The organism is Streptomyces sp. NPDC036984, from assembly GCF_055607665.1.
The window spans coordinates 201,695-224,592 of the sequence record NZ_JBVJRL010000011.1; the positions used below are offsets into that span (position 1 = coordinate 201,695).

The 22,898-nt window shown below is 69.3% G+C and carries 17 protein-coding genes; 10 read left to right on the plus strand and 7 right to left on the minus strand.

Going from position 1 to position 22,898, the window contains the following annotated elements:
- Positions 1-75 precede the first annotated feature (75 nt).
- Positions 76-2,754 carry a transglycosylase domain-containing protein gene (locus ACZ7DL_RS21745; protein ID WP_470776050.1) on the minus strand — a complete coding sequence of 893 codons (2,679 nt, stop codon included), beginning with the start codon at positions 2,752-2,754 and terminating at the stop codon, positions 76-78.
- 396 nt (positions 2,755-3,150) lie between these two features.
- On the opposite strand from ACZ7DL_RS21745, the gene ACZ7DL_RS21750 reads away from it, so the two are divergent.
- The 3 genes from ACZ7DL_RS21750 to ACZ7DL_RS21760 all read left to right on the plus strand — a co-directional run bounded on the left by ACZ7DL_RS21750 (position 3,151) and on the right by ACZ7DL_RS21760 (position 6,349).
- Positions 3,151-3,834: a PadR family transcriptional regulator gene (locus ACZ7DL_RS21750; protein ID WP_470776052.1), complete on the plus strand. Its 684-nt coding sequence runs from the start codon at positions 3,151-3,153 to the stop codon at positions 3,832-3,834.
- Positions 3,835-3,877: 43 nt separating this feature from the next.
- Positions 3,878-4,960, plus strand: coding sequence for an inositol-3-phosphate synthase (locus tag ACZ7DL_RS21755; protein WP_470776054.1), 1,083 nt, complete (start codon positions 3,878-3,880; stop codon positions 4,958-4,960).
- Between the two features lie 105 nt (positions 4,961-5,065).
- Complete coding sequence (locus tag ACZ7DL_RS21760; RefSeq protein ID WP_470776056.1) at positions 5,066-6,349, plus strand: MFS transporter; 1,284 nt, start codon at positions 5,066-5,068, stop codon at positions 6,347-6,349.
- Positions 6,350-6,461: 112 nt separating this feature from the next.
- Here the strand turns inward: ACZ7DL_RS21760 and ACZ7DL_RS21765 are convergent, their stop codons facing one another.
- Entirely contained in the window at positions 6,462-7,904 is a 1,443-nt protein-coding gene (locus ACZ7DL_RS21765) for a CCA tRNA nucleotidyltransferase (RefSeq protein WP_470776058.1), read from the minus strand.
- Between the two features lie 290 nt (positions 7,905-8,194).
- Here ACZ7DL_RS21765 and ACZ7DL_RS21770 point away from each other — a divergent pair, with 290 nt between their 5' ends.
- From ACZ7DL_RS21770 to trxA, 7 genes are all read left to right on the plus strand, one after another.
- Positions 8,195-10,567: a DUF6049 family protein gene (locus ACZ7DL_RS21770; RefSeq protein WP_470776060.1), complete on the plus strand. Its 2,373-nt coding sequence runs from the start codon at positions 8,195-8,197 to the stop codon at positions 10,565-10,567.
- A 45-nt stretch (positions 10,568-10,612) separates the two neighbouring features.
- Positions 10,613-12,991, plus strand: coding sequence for a murein biosynthesis integral membrane protein MurJ (gene murJ / locus ACZ7DL_RS21775; protein ID WP_470776061.1), 2,379 nt, complete (start codon positions 10,613-10,615; stop codon positions 12,989-12,991).
- A gap of 118 nt (positions 12,992-13,109) precedes the next feature.
- On the plus strand, positions 13,110-14,831 hold the full coding sequence (locus ACZ7DL_RS21780) for a protein kinase family protein (protein WP_470776063.1): 1,722 nt from the start codon (positions 13,110-13,112) through the stop codon (positions 14,829-14,831).
- 25 nt (positions 14,832-14,856) lie between these two features.
- Positions 14,857-15,606: an RNA polymerase sigma factor SigM gene (gene sigM / locus ACZ7DL_RS21785; protein WP_470776066.1), complete on the plus strand. Its 750-nt coding sequence runs from the start codon at positions 14,857-14,859 to the stop codon at positions 15,604-15,606.
- Entirely contained in the window at positions 15,603-16,505 is a 903-nt protein-coding gene (locus tag ACZ7DL_RS21790) for an anti-sigma factor family protein (RefSeq protein ID WP_470776068.1), read from the plus strand. Before sigM ends, ACZ7DL_RS21790 begins: the two co-directional genes overlap by 4 nt.
- Before the next feature lie 153 nt (positions 16,506-16,658).
- The gene (trxB, locus tag ACZ7DL_RS21795) at positions 16,659-17,627 is read left to right on the plus strand and encodes a thioredoxin-disulfide reductase (protein ID WP_470776069.1); all 969 of its coding nucleotides are present in this window, start codon (positions 16,659-16,661) and stop codon (positions 17,625-17,627) included.
- Positions 17,628-17,676: 49 nt separating this feature from the next.
- Positions 17,677-18,012 (plus strand): thioredoxin, encoded by a 336-nt coding sequence (gene trxA, locus ACZ7DL_RS21800; RefSeq protein WP_470776071.1) that lies wholly within the window; start codon positions 17,677-17,679, stop codon positions 18,010-18,012.
- 97 nt (positions 18,013-18,109) lie between these two features.
- Here the strand turns inward: trxA and ACZ7DL_RS21805 are convergent, their stop codons facing one another.
- The 5 genes from ACZ7DL_RS21805 to ACZ7DL_RS21825 all read right to left on the minus strand — a co-directional run bounded on the left by ACZ7DL_RS21805 (position 18,110) and on the right by ACZ7DL_RS21825 (position 22,886).
- Positions 18,110-18,727, minus strand: coding sequence for a GNAT family N-acetyltransferase (locus ACZ7DL_RS21805; RefSeq protein ID WP_361977709.1), 618 nt, complete (start codon positions 18,725-18,727; stop codon positions 18,110-18,112).
- A 325-nt stretch (positions 18,728-19,052) separates the two neighbouring features.
- Entirely contained in the window at positions 19,053-20,147 is a 1,095-nt protein-coding gene (locus ACZ7DL_RS21810; RefSeq protein ID WP_470776075.1) for a ParB/RepB/Spo0J family partition protein, read from the minus strand.
- Entirely contained in the window at positions 20,144-21,217 is a 1,074-nt protein-coding gene (locus ACZ7DL_RS21815; RefSeq protein ID WP_470776142.1) for a ParA family protein, read from the minus strand. The genes ACZ7DL_RS21810 and ACZ7DL_RS21815 overlap by 4 nt, the downstream gene beginning before the upstream one ends.
- 323 nt (positions 21,218-21,540) lie before the next feature.
- Positions 21,541-22,257 (minus strand): 16S rRNA (guanine(527)-N(7))-methyltransferase RsmG, encoded by a 717-nt coding sequence (gene rsmG / locus ACZ7DL_RS21820; protein ID WP_470776078.1) that lies wholly within the window; start codon positions 22,255-22,257, stop codon positions 21,541-21,543.
- 116 nt (positions 22,258-22,373) lie between these two features.
- Positions 22,374-22,886, minus strand: coding sequence for a Jag family protein (locus ACZ7DL_RS21825; RefSeq protein ID WP_470776080.1), 513 nt, complete (start codon positions 22,884-22,886; stop codon positions 22,374-22,376).
- Between the last annotated feature and the right edge of the window lie 12 nt (positions 22,887-22,898).

The following is a 22,898-nucleotide window of genomic DNA, read 5'->3' on the forward strand; positions in this document are numbered from 1 at the left end:
CTGGGTGCGGCGGCCCATGTTTCACGTGAAACACCCCTGGCGGGCGATACGGCCGCCAATCGGTCGGTTCACCGGCTAACCGGTCGGCCCGCCGAAGATCCCTCCGTTGCCGTTTCCTCGGGTGTTGCCGGTTCCGCTCGTATCGGTGACCGTGGGCGTCGGCGACGTGTCTCCGCCTCCGTCGGTGCCGCCCGTGTCCACGCCTCCGCTGCCATTGCCGTTCCCGTTCCCGTCGCAGTTCGGGTCCCAGCCCAACTGACAGGTCTCACTCGCCGACGGGGACGGCGTGGGGGTCGTCTCGCTCGGGGTCGGGCTCGGCGTGTCGCTCGGCGTCGGGCTCGGCGTGATGGTCACGCTCGGAGTCGGGGAGGGGGCGCCCGCCTCGTCCTGGATCTTGCCGATCTCGGTGGCGCTCGGGAAGCCGGGGTCGTTCTTGCCCTTGAGCGCGTCCTTCATGTACTCGGTCCACACCAGCGTCGGGATGTCACCACCGTGGATGGAGTCCTTGCCCGCCGTGCCGTTCATGGACAGCAACTCGTGGTCCTTGGGGTTCTCGCGGAACATCGCGACCGAGGTCGACAGCTGCTGGGTGTAGCCGACGAACCAGGCCGACTTGTTGCTGTCGGTGGTACCGGTCTTGCCGGCAGCGGTACGCCCCAGGGCCTTGGCGTTCTGGCCCGTGCCGTTCTGGATCACGTTCTCCAGCGTGTCCGTGACGTTGTTGGCCACTTCCTCCGGCATGGCCCGCGTCGACTTCGGCTTGGTGAAGCCCGGCAGTTCGTCGCCGTCCTTCTTGACGCTTACCACCGAGTAAGGGTCCGTGTGCTGGCCGGAGGCCGCGAACGTCGCATAGGCGTCGGCCATACGGATCGCGCTCGGCGTCGAGGTACCGATGGCGAAGGACGGGTTGAGCGAGGCGAAGCTCGAGTCGAGGATGCCGGACGCCTTCGCGACGTCCCGGACCCTCGACATCCCGACATCCATGCCGAGCTGCACGAACGGGGTGTTGACGGACTGCTCCATGGCCTTGCGCAGCGTGATGTAGCCCCACGGCTTGGGACCCTCGTTGCGCTGGTAGAAGACCGAGCCGTCCTTCTTCAGGACGTCGGATCCGTCCTGGTTCTTCACCCTGAGCTTGTCGTTGCCGTTGTACTTGCTCAGCGGGGAGATGCCCTCACCGTCGGACCTGTAGGTGCCGTACTCCATCGCCGCTGCGAGGACGAACGGCTTCCACGTCGAACCGACGGGGACACCGGAGGTATCGGCGTTGTTGGTGAAGTGGCCGTTCTCGTACCCGTCACCGCCGTAGAGCGCGACGATCGCACCGTCGTCGGGCTTCACCGACGCGGCACCGAACTGGACATACTTGTCCAGATCGCGGTGCTTCGGGTCAAGGCGTTCCTTCTGTACCTTCTTCACGGCGGCACTCAGGGCGTTGACGCTCTTCTTGTCGAAGGTCGTGTAAATCTGGTAGCCGCCCTGGTCGAACTGCGCCTCGGTGATGTCGGAGTGGTTCAGGACGTACTTCTTGGCCGTGTCGACGAGGTAGCTGATCTGGCCGGTCATGCCCTTGGTCGCCTTGCGGCCCTGGGGCTTGGGGTAGGCCTTGGTGGCTTTCTGGTACTCGGCGTCGGTGAGGTGCTTGTCCTTGTGCATCTCTTCGAGAATCCAGGACCAGCGCTCCTGGGACCGCTTCAGGTTGTCCTGGGCATTCGCCGACGGGTCGAGGTCCGCGTTGCCGGCCGGGTCGTAGTAGGTCGGGCCCTTCAGCAGCGCCGCCAGGAAGGCGCACTGGCTCGGCTTGAGATCGACCGCGTCCACGCCGTAGTAGGTCTGAGCGGCCGCCTGGATGCCGTAGGCGCCGCGGCCGTAGTACGAGGTGTTCAGGTAGCCCTGGAGGATCTGTTTCTTGTCGAGCTTCGTGCCCACCTTTATGGAGATGAACATCTCCTTGAACTTGCGGGAGACGGTCTGGTCCTGGCTCAGGTAGGTGTTTTTCACGTACTGCTGGGTGATGGTCGAGCCACCCTGCGTCTGACCGCCCCGGGCCATGTTGGCCAGGGCTCGGGCGATACCCATCGGATCGACACCCGAGTCCTCGTAGAAGCTCTTGTTCTCCGCCGAGATCACGGCCCACTGCATGGCCTCGGGGATCTTGTCGATGGTGACGTTCTGCCGGTTCACCCCGGTGCCCGTCGCCACCATCTGGCTGCCGTCGGCCCAGTAGTAGACGTTGTTCTGGGACTTGGCCGCGTCGTTCTCGTTCGGGATCGAGACCATGGCGTAGCCGATGCCGACCATCACCACCAGGCTGCCGACAAAGCCGATGAACAGTCCGCTGACCAGCTTCCAGGACGGCACCCAGCGCCGCCAGCCGTACTTGTCGGCCCTCGGGTAGTCGATGAACCGCTTCTTGCCGGGTGCCGCCGTCGCGCGGCCCTTGCCGCGCCCGGGACCGGTCGGTCCGCCCGGTCCCCCGCGGCGGCCGCCGGGGCCCGGGTTGTCGGCCGTTCTGCGCCGGCCGCCTCTCTGCGCCGCACGGCGGGCCTCGGCACGGCCGCCGTAGAGACGCTCCTCGCCTCCCTCGCCTTGGGACTGCGACTCATAGGAACGGGACCCATAGGAGTCGGCAGGAGACCCGGTGGCGCCTCGCGGTGCCGCACGGCGGCCGGAGGACGCACCGGACTGGCCGCGTCGGGCCGCGGCACGTCCGCCTCCCTGCGGCTGCGGCGGTTTGCGACGGTGCTCGCTCATCGAACGATTACTCCTCGGGCAGGCGCACCCGTGCGCGCCTGGAACGGCGGCTGTTTTCCGGTCCCCCCGAAGTACGGATGTGGTCGATTCTGCATTCACCCGTACTGCACCGGGGACGAGGACGCTCCCCAGACGTCACGCGGTTCCCGGTGGTGTGCATGCCGCACAGACTACGCACCACCAAAACCCACCGAGCCCCGAAGTTCACCCCAAAACAGGCAACTTGCCTCCTACGAATCGGTGATGTGATCCCGTTCACCATCGCTCCTCTTGTCGCCTGCGAGAGGCCGTTCTATCGTCGTGATGTATCGAGTCGATACATCAGCGCGAAATAAGGACGCTGACAGGCACTGCGAGACCTGCGGGACCGACCTGCGGGACCGAGAGGAGGCGACGATGAGCCGGCGCTCCGGCATCCTCGAGTTCGCCGTGCTCGGCCTGCTGCGGGAGTCCCCGATGCACGGCTATGAGCTGCGCAAACGACTCAACACATCACTGGGTGTGTTCCGCGCGTTCAGCTACGGGACCCTTTACCCCTGCCTCAAGACGCTGGTCGCCAACGGCTGGCTGATCGAGGAACCGGGCAACGCCCAGGAGGACGCCCTCACCGCCACCCTCGCCGGACGCCGCGCGAAGATCGTGTACCGATTGACGGCAGAAGGTAAGGAGCACTTCGAGGAGCTGCTCTCGCAGACCGGCCCCGACGCGTACGAGGACGAACACTTCGCCGCACGGTTCGCCTTCTTCGGGCAGACCTCGCGCGATGTGCGCATGCGCGTCCTGGAGGGCCGGCGCAGCCGCCTGGAGGAGCGCCTGGAGAAGATGCGCGCCTCCCTGGCGCGCACCCGGGAGCGCCTCGACGACTACACACTTGAGCTCCAGCGCCACGGGATGGAGTCCGTGGAGCGCGAAGTGCGCTGGCTGAACGAGCTCATCGAAAGCGAGCGGGCCGGGCGGGACCTGAAGGGTTCCGCGTCCGGGGGGCCCGCTCAGCAGGACACCACCACTGGATCGACGGGCGGCCTGCCCCGTCCCGGGGAAACCCCTCGGACGGATACGCCCGACGACACCGCCACGTGAGACCCAGTCAGGGCCTCACTCGTACACACAGGGAGCAACCGGAATGGGTTCGGTTCGCGTAGCCATCGTCGGCGTGGGCAACTGCGCTGCGTCGCTGGTGCAGGGAGTCGAGTACTACAAGGACGCCGACCCGGCGTCCAAGGTCCCCGGCCTGATGCACGTGCAGTTCGGTGACTACCACGTGCGCGACATCGAGTTCGTCGCGGCGTTCGACGTCGACGCCAAGAAGGTCGGCCTCGACCTGGCGGACGCCATCGGCGCCTCCGAGAACAACACCATCAAGATCTGCGACGTGCCCAACACCGGTGTGACGGTCCAGCGCGGCCACACCCTCGACGGCCTCGGCAAGTACTACCGCGAGACCATCGAGGAGTCGGCCGAGGCGCCGGTCGACATCGTCCAGGTCCTCAAGGACAAGCAGGTCGACGTCCTGGTGTGCTACCTGCCCGTCGGTTCCGAGGACGCGGCGAAGTTCTACGCACAGTGCGCCATCGACGCCAAGGTCGCCTTCGTCAACGCCCTCCCGGTCTTCATCGCCGGCACCAAGGAGTGGGCGGACAAGTTCACCGAGGCCGGTGTGCCGATCGTCGGTGACGACATCAAGTCGCAGGTCGGCGCCACCATCACGCACCGCGTCATGGCGAAGCTGTTCGAGGACCGCGGTGTCATCCTGGACCGCACGATGCAGCTGAACGTCGGCGGCAACATGGACTTCAAGAACATGCTCGAGCGCGAGCGCCTGGAGTCCAAGAAGATCTCCAAGACGCAGGCCGTCACCTCCCAGATCCCCGACCGGGACCTCGGCGAGAAGAACGTGCACATCGGCCCGTCCGACTACGTGGCCTGGCTGGACGACCGCAAGTGGGCCTACGTCCGCCTCGAGGGCCGCGCCTTCGGTGACGTCCCGCTGAACCTGGAGTACAAGCTCGAGGTGTGGGACTCCCCGAACTCCGCGGGTGTCATCATCGACGCCCTGCGTGCCGCGAAGATCGCCAAGGACCGTGGCATCGGCGGCCCGATCCTGTCGGCGTCCTCCTACTTCATGAAGTCCCCGCCGGTCCAGTACTTCGACGACGTGGCTCGTGAGAACGTCGAGAAGTTCATCCGCGGCGAGGTCGAGCGCTAAAAGCGGCCGACGGCTGCGGCTCGCACGAGAACGCTCCTGCCAGGGCTGTGAAGGTCCCCGGGTTCCCTGACCCGGGGACCTTCCGCATATGTGAGGCTGTCGCTCATGCCCGTCGTACGTGACCTGCGCCTGCTGTTGCGACTGCGGCACTTCCGGCGCCTGCTCTACGTCCGCCTCCTGTCCCAGGGCGCCGACGGCGTCTACCAGGTCGCGCTCGCCGCGTACGTCGTCTTCTCCCCCGAGAAGGAGACCTCTCCCGCCGCGATCGCCTCGGCGATGGCGGTCCTGCTGCTCCCCTACTCCCTGGTCGGCCCCTTCGCGGGCGTCCTGCTGGACCGCTGGCGGCGCCGGCAGGTCTTCGTGTACGGCAATCTGCTGCGCGCCCTGCTGGCCGTGGCCACCGCCGCGCTGATGATCGGCCGTGTCCCCGACTGGCTCTTCTACGTCTCCGCGCTGTGCGTCACGGCCGTCAACCGCTTCGTTCTCGCCGGGCTGTCCGCAGCCCTGCCCCGGGTCGTCGACACCGAACGCCTGGTGCTGGCAAACGCGCTCTCGCCGACGGCCGGCACACTCGCCGCGACCGCCGGCGGGGGCCTGGCCTTCGGCGTACGGCTCGTGGCGTCGGGCTCCGATGCCACGGTGGTACTGCTCGGCGCCTTCCTCTACCTGTGCGCGAGCCTGGCGTCCCTGAGCCTGGCCCCCGATCTCCTCGGGCCCGACCGGCACCCGGAGCGGCCCCGCCTCGGTACGGCACTCGCCGAGACGGCACGGGAGCTGCTCGCGGCCGTCCGGCACCTGGCCGCACCCCGGCGCAAGGAAGCGGCCTGGGCACTCGCCGCGATGACACTGATGCGCTTCTGCTACGGCGCGCTCCTGGTCCTGCTGCTCATGCTCTGCCGCTACGCCCTCTCCGACACGTCCGAGGAAGGGTTGCGTCTGCTCGGGTCGGCGCTGGCGCTGTCCGGCGCGGGATTCTTCGCGGCGGCCGTGGTGACCCCCTGGGCGGCGGGCCGGCTGGGCCCCGGCCGCTGGATCGTGGTGTGCTCCGGCGCGGCCATGGTGCTGGAACCCGCCCTGGGTCTTCCGTTCGCCACCGGGCCGCTCATGGTCGCGGCCTTCGTACTGGGACTGATCACCCAGGGCGCCAAGATCGCCACGGACACGATCGTCCAGGCCCGCGTCGAGGACGGCTTCCGCGGCCGGATCTTCTCCGTGTACGACGTGCTCTTCAACGTCGCTTTCGTCGGCGCGGCGGGGGTGGCGGCCCTGATGCTTCCGCCCGACGGGCGCTCGGCGGTGTTGGTGGTGCTCGTCGCCGTGGTCTACGGCGCGGTCGCCGCGACTCTGGCTCACTTCGAGCGCCGGCCAGTCCCCCTGGAGCGCCGCTGAGCCCACTTCGGGTGTCGGCACAGAGCGAGGGGCGATGTTTCACGTGAAACATCGCCCCTCGGTGCCTCCGTCCCGGACGGGTGTTTCACGTGAAACACCCCCCGGGCCTGGATCAGCTCTGCTCGGCCCACCACTCCTTGAGAGCGGCCACCGCAGCGTCGTGCCCCATCGGGCCGTTCTCCAGGCGCAGCTCCAGCATGTGCTTGTACGCCTTGCCGATCACCGGGCCCGGGCCGACGCCCAGAATCTCCATGATCTGGTTGCCGTCGAGGTCGGGACGGATGGCGTCCAGCTCCTCCTGCTCCTGAAGCTGGGCGATGCGCTCCTCCAGGCCGTCGTAGGCCCGGGACAGCGCGACGGCCTTCCGCTTGTTCCGCGTGGTGCAGTCGGAGCGGGTCAGCTTGTGCAGACGGTCCAGCAGAGGGCCCGCGTCACGGACGTACCGCCGCACCGCCGAGTCCGTCCACTCCCCGGTGCCGTAGCCGTGGAAGCGCAGGTGGAGTTCGACCAGCCGTGAGACGTCCTTCACCAGCTCGTTGGAGTACTTCAGGGCGGTCATGCGCTTCTTGGTCATCTTCGCGCCGACCACCTCGTGGTGGTGGAAGGAGACCCGGCCGTCCTTCTCGAAGCGGCGGGTACGCGGCTTGCCGATGTCGTGCAGCAACGCGGCCAGACGCAGTGTGAGGTCCGGGCCGTCCTGTTCGAGCGCGATCGCCTGCTCCAGAACGATCAGCGTGTGCTCGTAGACGTCCTTGTGTCGGTGGTGCTCGTCACGCTCCAGGCGCAGCGCCGGCAGCTCGGGCACCACGTGCCCGGCGATCCCGGTGTCGACGAGCAGCGTGAGCCCCTTGCGCGGGTGCGCGGAGAGGACCAGCTTGTTCAGCTCGTCCCGGACCCGCTCCGCCGAGACGATCTCGATGCGCCCGGCCATCTCCGTCATGGCGGTGACGACCTCGGGGGCGACCTCGAAGTCCAGCTGAGCGGCGAACCGGGCGGCCCGCATCATGCGCAGGGGGTCGTCCGAGAACGAGTCCTCGGGCGTGCCCGGCGTACGCAGCACACGCGTCGCGAGGTCCTCCAGGCCACCGTGCGGGTCGATGAACTCCTTCTGGGGCAGCGCCACGGCCATCGCGTTGACCGTGAAGTCGCGCCGGACCAGGTCCTCCTCGATGGAGTCACCGTAGGACACCTCGGGCTTGCGCGAGGTGCGGTCGTACGCCTCCGACCGGTAGGTGGTGATCTCGATCTGGTAGCCACCCTTGTGCGCGCCGACCGTGCCGAAGGCGATTCCCACCTCCCAGACGGCGTCCGCCCATGGCCGGACGATCTTCAGTACGTCCTCGGGGCGGGCGTCGGTGGTGAAGTCCAGGTCGTTGCCGAGCCGGCCGAGCAGCGCGTCACGGACCGAGCCGCCGACCAGGGCGAGCGAGAAACCGGCCTCCTGGAATCGGCGGGCGAGGTCGTCGGCGACGGGGGCCACCCGCAGCAGCTCGGCGACCGCGCGCTGCTGCGCCTGGCTCAGGGCAGAGGGAGTGTCTTCGTTGGGGTTCGGCACAACAGAAGAGGGTACGTGCCCCGCGCGACCAGGGGCGCCCCCATTACGGCGGCGCCAGCGAGCAGGGGAGCCCCCTCGGGGCGGCGCGGACAGCTCACGCCATACCCCCGCAAGCACTGCTCTTGCGGCGTACGGCCGCTCTCCCCTCGATACTGGATATAGAGGACGCGTCAGCCGCAGTCCTTCGATCTTGTGGAGGAGACCGCGGCACTTCCATTCAGCGCGCATCGTTACCATGCGTGGACGCACATTCCGACGACCACTGACGACGACGAGGGACGGGCGAGCGCGTGGCCGAGGCGGCTGACTTCCAGGGGACCAGTGCCTCACCTGCCCGCCGGTGGCTGCGGCGCGCGGGGGCACTCCTCGCAGGTGCACCCATACTGGCCGGCCTGCTCCAGCTGCCCGCCGCCGGGCCCGCGCAGGCCGCCCCCTCGCACACGGTGTCCGTCTCCCTGGACTCGCTCAGCCCCAATGCGCCCACGGACGGCGACACGCTGACCGTGTCCGGCACGGTGACCAACAACGGCAAGCAGACCGTCACCGACGCCCATGTGGGCCTGCGTGTGGGACCCCCGCTGACCACCCGCTCGGCCATCGACTCCGTCGCCCGCCACCCCGACAACCTGCAGGCCTCCGCCGGCTCCGAGGTCGGCGACAAGTACGAGGAGAAGTTCGACAAGCTGGCCCCGGGCGTCGCCGAGCACTTCACCCTCTCCGTTCCCGTGGACAAGCTCGACCTCGGTGACGACGGTGTCTACGAACTCGGGGTCGCCCTGTCCGGCCAGACCTCCGCCCAGCGCTGGGACCAGGTACTCGGCATCCAGCGGACGTTCCTGCCGTGGCAGCCGTCGGACGCCGACACCAGGACGAAGACGACGTTCCTGTGGCCGCTGATCTCCACGGTCCACATGACGGCCAAAACCGGCGCGGGCGAGCTCCAGACGCCGATGTTCCTCAACGACGACCTGGCCAAGGACCTGGCCCCGGGTGGTCGGCTGGCCCAGATGGTGGACCTCGGCAAGGACCTGGACGTCACCTGGGTGATCGATCCGGACCTGCTGGCCTCGGTAGACGCGATGGCCACCGGCAACTACCGGCTCCCGGGCCCGGACGGCACCACCACACCCGGCTCACGGGAGCACCAGGCGGTCGCCAAGCAGTGGCTGGCCGGTCTCCAGAAGGCCGTGGCCGGCAAGGAGGTCGTCGCGCTGCCCTTCGCCGACCCCGACCTGGCCTCCCTCGCGCACAACGGCACCAGCGTCACCGGCTCGCTCAGCCACCTCAAGGACGCCACCGACGTCGCCGCGACCACCGTCAAGACCGTGCTCCACGTCACACCGAGCACCGACTTCGCCTGGCCCGTGGACGGCACCGTGGACCCGTCGATCATGAAGGTCGCGACCTCCGCCGGAGCCGACCGGATCATCGCCCGAAGCGACAGCCTCCAGGAGACCGCCGGGCTCTCGTACACGCCGTCCGCCGCCCGCCCGGTCGGCGGAGGCACCACGGCGGTGGTCGCCGACGCCCGGCTGTCCACGGCGTTCGAGGACGACCTGTCGAAGGCGGGCTCGGCCACCCTCGCCGTGCAGCACTTCCTGGCCCAGAGCCTGGAGCTGAACGCGCAGACCGACAAGCAGCGCAGCATCGTCGTCGCCCCGCAGCGCATGCCCACGGTGAGCCAGGCGCAGGCGATGGCGTCAGCGCTGAGAGCACTCCAGGGCGGCACCTGGTCCCAGTCCCAGGACCTCACCGCGGCGGCCAAGGACAAGCCCGACCCGAACGCCACCACGCGCATCCCGTCGACGTCCGCCTACCCCTCCTCGCTGCGCCGGCAGCAGCTGCCGCGGACGGCCTTCGAGCAGATCGCCCGCACCCAGGACAAGCTCGACAACTTCCGGGTGGTCCTGACCGACCAGTCCCGCGTGGTCACCCCCTTCGGGCGGGCCATAAACCGGGAGATGTCCACATCCTGGCGCGGCCGGAGCGACAAGGCCGACGACTACCGCGGCGGCGTCGAGGCGTGGCTCGACGAGCTGGCCGACCAGGTCAAGCTGATCGACAAGTCCGAGACCAAGCTCTCGGGCCGCAGCGCCACCATCCCGGTGACCGTTCAGAACAACCTCGTGCAGCCCGTGGGCCATCTGGTGCTGCGCCTCACCTCGACCCAGCCGACCCGTTTGAAGATCGGCGGCAAGGCCTACTACGAGCAGCCCGTGGAGATCTCCGGCGGGCACAGCCAGTCGGTGAAGTTCACCACCTCGGCCAACGCCAACGGCCGGGTCACGGTGATCGCCCAGCTGTACACCGAGGACGGCCAGGAGTACGGCAACGCCGTCAGCTTCGATGTGAAGGTCACCGAGGTCACGCCCACCGTGATGCTGGTCATCGGTGGCGGCGTGCTGCTCCTTGTCCTCGCCGGCTTCCGGATGTACACCCAGCGCAAGCGGGCGGCCGCCCGGCAGACCGATGAGGACGGCCCCGGAACGGCGGGGGAGGCCGCGGACGAACCCGGGAACCCCGGGGCGCCCGGAGACCGTCTCCCGGAGGAGCCCGACTCCGCCTCCGGGGCGGACGACCCGGAGCAGCCGAGTGACCCTGCGCCGGACACCGCACCGGAAAGCACCGACCCGTCCGGGACGGGTGAGAGAGTGGACCGTTGAGCGATGTCGTGGCCGGTGGGCCCGGGACGATGAGGTGGGGTAAGCATGAACGCGCCGTACGACGGTGACCGCGGCCAGGGCGCGGCCGGCTCGGGCTACCCCGAGCCACCGCCCGAGTCCGGCCAGGTGCCGCCGCAGCACGCGGCGGACATGTACCTCCAGGACGCCTACGAGCAGGACCCCTACCGCGCGCACGACCTGGCCGCCCAGGACCCGGTCGCCGAGGCCCTGTACGACCGCGCCGCGCACCCACCGCCGCCTCCGGGCACCTACGACCAGCAGCAGCCGCTGTACGCCCCGCCCGCCCAGTCGCCGTACGCCCCCGACCCACAGGTGTGGGCGCAGACCCCGGCGCCGGAGCCGGAGGGCGCGACCCCGTACCTGCCGTACGGCGACGATCCGCGTACGACGCAGTTCGTGGGCGTGGACGACCTGGTCACGCACTCCGGCGAGGAGTACCACGAGCCGGACGCCTTCGCGCACCTCTTCAAGGACCAGCAGCAGAGCGGCGGGCCCGGGCCCATGGATCCTCCGGCCGTCCCGGGACCGGCCGCCGCGCCGAGCAGCGGGCACGGTCACGCCGCTCAGTACCCGCCGCCGCACGGTCACGGCCCGCAGCAGGGCCACCCGTACGCCGGCGCCGCGTACCCGGCCGGCCCCTCCGCCGCCGGATACCCGGGGCAGTCTCCGGTGCCCGCCCCGGCGGCCGCTCCGGACCCCGTCGGTCCCCAGGCAGCCGCCGGGCCCGAGGTCGCCACGGCCGGCGCCGCTGCCGCGGCACCCGCCAAGAAGGGCGGGCGGGCCGCCGGGCTGCTGAAGTCCAGCGCCGTCATGGCGGCGGGCACGATGGTCTCCCGCCTCACCGGCTTCATCCGCTCCGCGCTGATCGCCGCCGCGCTGGGCCTCGGCTTCCTCGCCGACTCCTTCCAGGTGGCCTACCAGCTGCCGACGATGATCTACATCCTCACCGTCGGCGGCGGCCTTAACTCCGTGTTCGTGCCGCAGCTGGTGCGCTCCATGAAGGAGGACGAGGACGGCGGCGAGGCGTTCGCCAACCGGCTGCTGACCCTGGTGATGGTGGCACTGGCCGCGCTGACCGGCCTCGCCATGTTCGCCGCGCCGCTTCTGGTGCGGATGCTGGCCAACCCGGTGGCCAACGACCCGGCCGCGAACGAGGTCGCGATCACCTTCACCCGCTACTTCCTGCCCTCGATCTTCTTCATGGGCATCCACGTGGTGATGGGCCAGATCCTCAACGCGCGCGGAAAGTTCGGCGCGATGATGTGGACCCCGGTACTGAACAACATCGTCATCATCGTGACGCTCGGCATGTTCATCTGGGTCTACGGCAGCGCCGCCAACTCCCACATGGGCGTCACCAACATCCCGCCGGAGGGCCAGCGGATGCTCGGCGTCGGTGTGCTGCTCGGCCTGGTCGTCCAAGCCCTGGCGATGATCCCCTACCTGCGCGAGACCGGCTTCCGGATCCGGCTCCGCTTCGACTGGAAGGGCCACGGCCTGGGCAAGGCCGCGATGCTCGCCAAGTGGACGGTCCTGTTCGTCCTCGCCAACCAGGCGGGCGCCATGGTCGTGACCCAGCTGTCCATCGCCGCCGGCAAGGACTCCGGCATCAAGGGCACCAGCTTCGCGGCCTACGCCAACGCCCAGCTGATCTGGGGCCTGCCGCAGGCCATCATCACCGTGTCCCTGATGGCCGCCCTGCTGCCGCGTATCTCGCGCTCGGCTGCCGAGGGCGACACGGGCGCCGTCCGCGACGACATCTCCCAGGGACTGCGCACCACGGCGGTCGCCATCGTGCCCATCGCCTTCGGGTTCGTCTCGCTCGGCGTCCCGATGTGCACGCTGATCTTCGGCTCCGCGGGCACCTTGGCGGCCACCAACATGGGATACATGCTGATGGCCTTCGGCCTCGGTCTGATCCCCTACTCGGTGCAGTACGTCGTCCTGCGCGCCTTCTACGCCTACGAGGACACCCGCACGCCCTTCTACAACACGGTCATCGTGGCCGCCGTCAACGCCGGCGCCTCGGCGCTGTGCTACTTCCTGCTGCCGCCGCGCTGGGCGGTGGCCGGCATGGCCGCCGCCTATGGCCTCGCCTACGCCATCGGTGTGGGGGTCGCCTGGCGGCGGCTGCGTATGCGGCTGGGCGGCGACCTGGACGGGGCCCGGGTGCTGCGCACGTACGCGCGCCTGGGTATCGCCTCGGTGCCGGCGGTCCTGCTCAGCGGCGCGGCCTGCTACGGCATCGGCCACAGCCTCGGCGAGGGCGTCGTCGGTTCCTTCGCCGCGCTGCTCGTCGGCGGTGTCGTCCTGTTCGGCGTCTTCTTCGTCGCCGCCCGCCGGATGCGCATCGAGGAACTCAACTCGCTCGTGGGTATGGTGCGCGGGCGTCTGGGTCGTTGAGGCGGGGGTAGGCGCACAACCATCGTCCGCTGCCGTGTGTCGTGCATAGCGGCGGACTGTGGGCACAATTGGTTTCGGCGTCGGACAGCATGCAACGGATGGGGAGGCAGGGACGACGGTGGCGGAACGGAGCACAGCTGCCGTCGACGTGGCAGACAACAGCGGCGAGCAGCCGCTGACCGCCAAGGCGGACCAGTCCACGGCCGACGGGGTGGCCAAGAACCCGGAGCGGGACACGGACAGCGACGAGGCACAGAGGAACAGCGGATCCGAGGGTCTCGGACGGAAGACCTCGCCTCCGGAGCTGCACAGCGGTCACAAGCTCGCCAGACGCTACCGGCTGGAGGAGTGCGTCACCCGTCTGGACGGATTCAGCAGTTGGCGTGCGGTCGACGAGAAACTCCGTCGTGCCGTCGGCGTCCATATCCTGCCCGCGGACCACGCCCGGGCCCGCTCCGTCCTCGCCGCCGCCCGTTCCTCGGCGCTGCTCGGCGATCCGCGCTTCGTCCAGGTCCTCGACGCCGTCGAGGAGAACGATCTCGTCTACGTCGTCCACGAGTGGCTGCCCGACGCCACCGAGTTGTCCACGCTCCTCGCCGGCGGCCCGCTGGAGCCGCACGACGCCTACCAGATGGTCAGCCAGGTCGCCTCGGCCATGGCTGCCGCCCACCGGGAGGGCCTCGCCCATCTGCGGCTGAATCCGAACGCCGTACTGCGCGCCTCCACCGGCCAGTGGCGGATCCGCGGCCTGGCCGTGAACGCCGCCCTGCGGGGCGTCAGCTCCGACACGCCGCAGCGCACCGACACCGAGGCGATCGGCGCCCTGCTGTACGCGGCGCTGACCCAGCGCTGGCCGTACGAGAACGACGCCTACGGCCTGTCCGGCCTCCCCAAGGACATCGGGCTCATCGCCCCGGACCAGGTGCGGGCCGGTGTGCACCGTGGTCTGTCCGAGCTGGCCATGCGTGCCCTCGTCAACGACGGGGCCACGGCGTCCCGGCACGAGGCCGCGTGCACCACGCCGGAGGAGCTGGTGAAGGCGATCGGCGAGATGCCGCGCATCCGCCCGCCCGAGCCGGCGTTCACGGCCCCGCCGGAGTACCAGCGCACGACCTACCAGCAGGGGACCTACGGCCGCCCGGCACCGCACGCCGGTTCCACCCAGCCGATCGGGAGCCCGCCGCCTCCGCTCCAGAGCCGCACCGGCAGGGTCCTGAAGTGGGCGGTGTCGGCGCTGCTCATCGCCGCCCTGGGCCTGGGCAGCTGGCAGCTGGCGGACGCCCTCATGGATCAGAGCGACAAGTCCGACGACACCCACAAGAGCCAGACGACGGACAACGGCGACAAGAACGCCGCGAAGCCGAAGCCGACACCGATACAGATCCAGAACGGTCAGGAGTTCGTCGCCGAGGGCGACGCCCAGAACTCCGGCGCCGAGCCCAAGACCTACGACGGCAACACGTCGACCTACTGGAAGACCAAGAGCTTCAACGAGGGTCCGACGATCGCGCCGTTCAAGCCGGGCGTCGGCATCGTCTACGACCTCGGCTCGGCGAAGAACCTGAGCACCGCCGCCCTCGCCCTGCGCTACGGCGGTGACCACACGACGGTCGAGCTGTACGCTGCGGACTCGCTGACACCGGCGTCGCTGGACTCCATGACGAAGATCGGCAGTGCCATGACCACGGGCACCACCGCCACGGTGAAGGTCACCAAGTCGGTCAAGACGCAGTACGTCCTCGTCTGGCTGACGGCCGTGCCGAAGTCGGGGTACGACTCCACCCTGTACGCCAGTGCCGGCTACAAGCAGGCCATCGGTGAAGTGAAATTCACGGGCTGACGTCTCACCCGACCGGAGGGGGCAGATGGCGGAGGGCGCCGGATACGAGGGAGTGGGCGACCGAGACCTGCTCGCCCGCCACGTGGAAGGCGACCCCGAAGCCTTCGGTGAGATCGTGCGGCGGCACCGGGACCGGCTCTGGGCGGTCGCGCTGCGCACCCTGGGGGACCGGGAGGAGGCCGCTGACGCGGTCCAGGACGCCCTGGTGTCGGCCTACCGGGCCGCCCACACCTTCCGGGGGCAGTCGGCCGTCACGACGTGGCTGCACCGGATCACGGTGAACGCCTGCCTGGACCGGGCACGTAAGGCCGCCTCTCGGAAAACGGCTCCGGTCGACGACACCGAACGGCTGGAGCAGCTGCTGGAGCCACACGAGTCCGCCTCGGCACCGGCCGAGCGGAAGGATGTGCACCGCCAGCTCCTGGAAGCGCTCGGCACGCTCCCGCCGGAGCAGCGGGCCGCTCTGGTCCTGGTGGACATGCAGGGGTATCCGGTGGCGGAGGCGGCCCGGATCCTGGACGTGCCGACGGGCACGGTGAAGAGCCGGTGCGCCCGGGGCAGGGCCAGGCTGCTGCCCCTGCTCACGCATCTACGGCCCGAAGGCAGCACGGGTCCACGAGCCGACGGTACCGGGGGCGGAAAAGAAACCGGTCCGGGACGGAACCGGGGGCGGGGGCCATCCGTCCCACCGGCATCGGGGTCACCGAGCGGACATCCCGGGGACGCGGGAACGAGTGATTCAGCCGTAGTGAAGGGCGGAGGTGGGCGAGCGTGACGTCCACGACAGACACGGCCGGGCACCCGGACGTCGCGGAGATCTCCGACCTCACCGAGGGCCTGCTTCCGCCGGACCGGAGCACGAACGTGCGACGCCATCTGGATGCCTGCGAGCCGTGCGCGGATGTGTATGCCTCCCTGGAGGAGATCAGGGAGCTGCTGGGGTCCGTGCCGGAGCCCGAGCGGATGCCGGAGGATGTGGCCGGGCGCATCGACGCCGCCCTGGCCGCCGAGGCGCCCCTCCATGCGATCGCCGGGGGCGCCGCGGGCCATGTTTCACGTGAAACATCCCCCCTTGCCGATCACCTCGCGGATCGCCGCGCTGACCGGCCCGCCGGGCGTCCGCGTGCGGCGACCGGGCCCGGGCGCAAGGCGTCCGAGCGGGGGCGACGCCGCGGCCGGCTCGTCCTGGGGGCCGTTCTCACGGCCGCGGTGCTCGGCGCCGGGAGTCTGTTCGTGACATCGCTCGGTGACCACACCGACCACACGACCGCCCACGGAACACCCACCGCCACCGCCGGCCCCTTCTCCGGCGACAGCGTGCAGGACCAGGTGCGCTCCCTCCTCACCGCCAAGAAGGGGCTGCCGCAGGGCAGCGAGAAGCCCCGGCTGCGTGAGGGCGAGTCGAACGCACCCGGCTCGACCGAGGGCCCGAACACCTTGCTCCAGACCACGGTTCCGGTCCCCGACTGCGTCCGGCAGGCGCTCGGCCAGAGCGCCAACGTCCTGGGAGCCAAGACGGGAACCTACGCAGGAAAGGTTGCCTACCTCGTCGTGGTGGCCGACGCCCACGACAGCGAGCGGGTCACGGCCTATGTGGTCGACGCGGCCTGTGTCCACCAGCAGACCGCTTCGGCCGGCAAGGTCATGCTGAAGCAGTCGGTCACGCGACCCTGAGTCTGCTGGAACACTTCTTCGGCCATCCGGGAGTAAGCGTGTGCCCGGACACACCGGGAATGCGGGCCCCGTAGGATCCGTTGGGTGGGGTGAGACTCCCGAAAGGGGCTCGCACCGGTCGACTGACGCAGACCAGAGACGAGGAATCAACCCGTGAGCGACGTCCGTAACGTGATCATCATCGGCTCCGGGCCCGCAGGCTACACGGCGGCGCTGTACACCGCCCGTGCGTCGCTGAAGCCCCTGGTGTTCGAGGGCGCCGTCACCGCGGGTGGTGCGCTGATGAACACCACCGAGGTGGAGAACTTCCCGGGCTTCCGCGAGGGCATCATGGGCCCCGACCTCATGGACAACATGCGTGCCCAGGCCGAACGCTTCGGTGCCGAGCTGGTTCCGGACGACATCGTCTCCGTCGACCTGACCGGTGAGATCAAGACGGTCACCGACACCGCGGGAACGGTCCATCAGGCGAAGGCCGTCATCGTCACCACCGGCTCCCAGCACCGGAAGCTGGGCCTGCCGAACGAGGACGCGCTCTCCGGCCGCGGTGTCTCCTGGTGCGCCACCTGTGACGGGTTCTTCTTCAAGGACCATGACATCGCCGTGATCGGCGGCGGCGACACCGCCATGGAGGAGGCCACCTTCCTCTCGCGGTTCGCCAAGTCCGTGACGATCGTCCACCGCCGGGACACCCTGCGCGCCTCCAAGGCGATGCAGGAGCGCGCCTTCGCCGACCCGAAGATCAAGTTCGTCTGGGACAGCGAGGTCGCCGAGGTCCAGGGTGACCAGAAGCTCTCCGGCCTGAGGCTGCGCAACGTCAAGACGGGTGAGCTGTCCGAGCTGCCCGTGACGGGGCTGTTCATCGCGATCGGCCACGACCCGCGCACCGAGCTGTTCAAGGGACAGCTGGACCTCGACGAGGAGGGCTACCTGAAGGTCGCCGCCCCGTCCACCCGCACCAATGTGACCGGTGTCTTCGCCGCCGGTGACGTGGTCGACCACACCTACCGTCAGGCGATCACCGCGGCCGGCACCGGTTGCTCCGCCGCTCTGGACGCCGAGCGCTTCCTCGCCGCCCTGGCGGACGAGGACCAGGCGGAGCCCGAGAAGACCGCCGTCTGACCTTGCCACTCCCCCCGCCCCACCGCACGACCAAGGTAAGGAGCCCCCTGTGGCCGGCAACCTGAAGATTGTCACCGACGATTCCTTCGATCAGGACGTCCTCAAGAGCGACAAGCCCGTCCTCGTGGACTTCTGGGCGGCGTGGTGCGGCCCGTGCCGCCAGATCGCTCCCTCGCTGGAGGCGATCGCTGCCGAGTACGGCGACCAGATCGAGATCGTCAAGCTCAACATCGATGAGAACCCGAACACGGCGGCCAAGTACGGCGTCATGTCCATCCCGACCCTGAACGTCTACCAGGGCGGCGAGGTTACGAAGACCATCGTCGGCGCCAAGCCGAAGGCCGCGCTCCTCCGCGACCTGGACGAGTACATCGCCGCCAAGTGACGTTTCACGTGAAACACGAATGGGCCAACCCCCTCGGGTTGGCCCATTTGCATGGCGCGGCCGTTACGCAGGGAGGCCGTCCCCTGATGCTCGTCCGCTAGAGCGGCCTCAGCGCCGGCTCCTTCTGAACCGCTCCCAGGAGCCGGTCAAGTGCCATCTCGACGTCCTCCTTCCAAGAGAGCGTGGACCGCAGCTCCAGCCGCAGCCGAGGATGCGTCGGGTGCTGCCGGACCGTCTTGAAGCCGACGGCCAGCAGATGGTCGGCGGGAAGCAGGCATGCGGGCTCCTTCCAGCGGGCGTCGCCGAACGCCTCGATCGCCTTGAAGCCCCGGCGCAGCAGATCCTTGGCAACCGCCTGAACCAGCACCCGGCCCAGTCCCTGCCCCTGATAACCGGGCATCACGAAGGCCGTCATCAGCTGAACGGCGTCCGGCGAGACCGGGCTCGTGGGGAAGGCCGTCGAGCGGGGGACATAGGCCGGCGGAGCGTAGAGGACGAATCCCACCGGGACGTCATCGACGTACACCACCCGGCCGCACGATCCCCAGTCCAGCAGGACGGCGGAGATCCAGGCTTCCTTCTCCAGCGCGGACGTGCCCGCCTTCACCGCCGCTTCGCCGCTGACAGGATCCAGTTCCCAGAAGACGCACGAGCGGCAACGGTGGGGAAGGTCCTGAAGGTTGTCCAGCGTGAGCGGCACGAGCCGACGCCCCATGAAGGCTGATCCTCGCTTCCTTCGCCCGCCGCATCGAGAGCGGCTGTCAGAGCGCCCCGTTCCCTGAGCAGGCTGCCGACGAATCCGCCGACCGCTCCCAGGCTCAGGCCCGCGCTCACCAGTCCGGTGCGGCTCATCAATCGCATGGCCCCCGACTCCCCACTCAGAAATGCAGACGCTGTCCGGTGGATGTGCCATACCTGTTCGCATCGTATCCACGATGGGATTCACCCGACACCGCCTCACAGCAAAGAGCGGGCCGAGTTCCGGTACACCCCGGAACTCGGCCCGCTCCACTGCGCCATCGGGCGGCACACCCCGAGGATCAGTCGTCCGTCTCGGCGTCGCTCTCCTGGAGACTCTTCTGAAGAGCCAGCTTCTCGCCGGGGGCCAGCGTGCTGAGGATCCGTTCGAGATCGTCCGCGGAGGCGAACTCGACGGTGATCTTGCCCTTCTTCTGCCCCAGCTCGACCTTCACCCGCGTCTCGAAGCGGTCCGAGAGACGCGTGGCCAGCTCACTCAGCGCGGGAGAGGGCACGGAACCGGCCCGGGGGCCCCGGGCGCGCGAGGCCTTCTGGGGCCGCGAGCCCATCAGCGTCACGATCTCTTCCACGGACCGCACCGACAGCCCCTCGGCCACGATCCGGTGCGCCAGCCGGTCCTGCTCCTCCGAGTCCTCCACGGCCAGCAGCGCCCGGGCGTGGCCGGCCGAGAGCACCCCGGCGGCCACCCGCTTCTGAACGGTCGGGGACAGCTTCAGCAGACGCAAGGTGTTGGAGACCTGCGGACGCGACCGCCCGATCCGGTCGGCCAGCTGGTCGTGCGTGCAGTTGAAGTCCTTCAGCAGCTGGTCGTAGGCAGCGGCCTCTTCGATCGGGTTCAGCTGCGCGCGGTGCAGGTTCTCCAGCAGCGCGTCCAGGAGGAGCTTCTCGTCCTCCGTGGCCCGGACGATGGCCGGGATGGCCTCGAGACCGGCCTCCCGGCAGGCGCGCCAGCGGCGCTCGCCCATGATCAGCTCATAGCGGGCGGGACCCAGCTGCCGCACCACGACGGGCTGGAGGAGACCGACCTCCTTGATGGAGGTGACCAGCTCGGCGAGCGCGTCCTCGTCGAAGATCTCACGCGGCTGGCGAGGGTTCGGCGTGATGGCGTCGAGCGGGATCTCGGCGAAGTGCGCGCCCATCGGAGGTGCCGGCACCTCAGCGGCCGGGGCCGGAGCCGCCTCGATCTCCTGGGCAGCAGGCGGCAGTGTGGCCACCTTGGCCGCGGCCACCCCGCGGTCGGTCGTCAGCACCGGAACGGCCGCGGGGGAGGTGGATGCTCCGCCCCCCATCGCCGCCGGGGCCGGAGTCTTCTCGGTCGGGGCTGCGGGGATCAGTGCGCCGAGACCACGGCCCAGACCCCTCCGTCGCTCGCTCACTGGATCCCCTCCACCATGCTTGGGTCGTTCTGAGCGCCGATGTGGGCCTGGCTCGCGTCGTAGCTGATGCCGATGCCCTTCAGCGCGATTTCTCGGGCCGCCTCCAGATAGGAGAGGGCGCCGCTCGATCCTGGATCGTAAGTCAGCACCGTCTGCCCGTAACTCGGCGCCTCGGAGATACGGACGGAGCGAGGAATGCTCGTCCGCAGCACCTCGTCGCCGAAGTGGGTGCGCACCTCTTCCGCGACCTGGGAGGCAAGGCGCGTCCGGCCGTCGTACATGGTGAGCAGGATGGTCGACACATGCAGCGTGGGGTTGAGGTGGCCCCGCACCAGGTCGACGTTGCGAAGCAGCTGGCCCAGTCCCTCCAGCGCGTAGTACTCGCACTGGATCGGGATGAGGACCTCCTGGCCCGCGACCAGGGCGTTGACCGTCAACAGGCCGAGCGAGGGCGGGCAGTCGATGAGAATGTAGTCCAGCGGCTGTTCGTACGCCTGGATGGCACGCTGGAGCCGGCTCTCCCGGGCCACCAGAGATACCAGCTCGATCTCCGCACCGGCGAGATCGATGGTGGCGGGGGCACAGAAAAGGCCTTCGACATCAAGGACGGGCTGAACGACCTCGGCGAGCGGCCTGCTCTCCACCAACACGTCGTAGATGGAGGGCACCTCCGCGTGGTGGTCGATCCCGAGAGCCGTGGACGCGTTGCCCTGTGGGTCGAGGTCGATCACCAGGACGCGGCTGCCATGCAGAGCCAGCGAAGCGGCAAGGTTGACGGTCGTCGTCGTCTTGCCCACGCCACCCTTCTGGTTGGCGACCACGATGACTCGGGTCTGCTCGGGTCGCGGCAGGCCTTCGCCGGCGCGGCCGAGAGCCTCTACCGCCAGTTGGGCCGCACGACCGATGGGAGTGTCGTCCATCGGGGGCGGTGTTTCACGTGAAACATCCGCCCCCATCGACTCGGTACGGGGACCGGGGACCGGATCGGTCATCGGTCCCGCGATGTTGGCGTCGGACCGCACGGATTCACTCTCCTCGACTTCAGGCTCGCAATGAACAGAGCCTCCCATGTCTTCGGGGTCGTGAACCAGTGAGGCCTGGCGTTCTGTGGAGAAATCCACCTCTGTGGACAAGTCCGTGCCCCTGGAGGGGGACGGACTTGCCGGGGCAACAGGGTTCCCTTCGAGGGAACCGAGAGGCTTACGGTCGCGAGGTTCGGCCGCAGCGCGGCCACGACTGATGATGCCGTGCAGCAGTGAGCGACGTTTCACGTGAAACACGATGCACAGCGGCTGCGACCGGACCTTCGCGACACTCCGACTTGCGTACGTTTGGCAGCTTGTGTGGAGTACGTCTCGTCGTCAGGACGGATCAGCGGCACCCGTCCTCCGCGTCACCGACGACGGCGGGCGCGACCGGTTCGGGCCGCCTTGGCGCGCTTCGCGGCGAAGCGCACACCACCCGGGCTCTCGCCGACCTCGACCCGGACCACGGTGGACAGCGGATCCACCACGCCCTCACCCACATGCAGGATGGACGTCTCGACCGCGCCGAGCTTGCTGAGGGCGGCGGCCGCGGCCTTCAGCTCCTCCTCGGCGGTGTCGCCCTTGAGCGCGAGCATCTCGCCGTACGGGCGCAGCAGGGGGATACCCCAGGTGGCCAGGCGGTCGAGCGGGGCCACGGCCCGGGCAGTCACCACGTGGACCGGCGGCAGCTTGCCCATGACCTCCTCGGCACGGCCACGCACGACGGTGACGTGGTCCAGGCCCAGCAGCTCGACGACCTCGTTGAGGAAGTTGGTGCGCCGCAGCAGGGGCTCCAGCAGGGTGATGTTGAGGTCGTCGCGGACCAGGGCGAGCGGGATGCCCGGCAGCCCGGCACCGGAGCCGACGTCGCAGACCGTCACCCCCTCCGCGACGGCCTCGGAGAGCACCGCGCAGTTCAGCAGGTGCCGCTCCCACAGGCGCGGCACTTCGCGCGGGCCGATCAGGCCACGCTGCACGCCCGCCTCGGCGAGCAGCTCCGCATAGCGGACCGCATCGGCGAAGCGATCACCAAACACTTCCCGCGCCTGCTCGGGCGCGGGGGGAAGCTCCGCTGCCTCCGTCACGGGGACCGTCCTTCCGTACAGCGCCGGTGCTTCGCGCACCGGCCACCAGAACTACCAGGCTGAGAAAAATTCGGCCCCGCCTGCGGTCAGACGGGGCCGGTCGTTCAAGGGGCCGATCAGGCGGGCAGTACGACGACGAACCGCTGCGGCTCCTCGCCCTCGGACTCGCTGCTCAGTCCCGCTGCCTTGACCGCGTCGTGCACGACCTTGCGCTCGAACGGAGTCATCGGCTTGAGCTTCACGGGCTCGCCCGTGCTCTTCACCTCGGCGGCGGCCTTGGCGCCCAGCTCGGACAGCTCGGCCCGCTTCTTGGCCCGGTACCCCGCGATGTCCAGCATCAGCCGGCTGCGGTCGCCGGTCTCCCGGTGCACCGCCAGGCGCGTCAGCTCCTGAAGCGCCTCCAGCACCTCGCCGTCCCGGCCGACCAGCTTCTGCAGGTCGCGGCTGCCGGTGTCGCTGATGATCGACACGGAGGCGCGGTCGGCCTCGACGTCCATGTCGATATCGCCGTCGAGGTCGGCGATGTCCAGCAGACCCTCCAGGTAGTCCGCCGCGATCTCACCCTCCTGCTCCAGGCGGGTGAGGGTGTCTGCACCCTCGGCAGCGGCGGAGGTGGTGCCTTCCGTCACGGGATGGGCTCC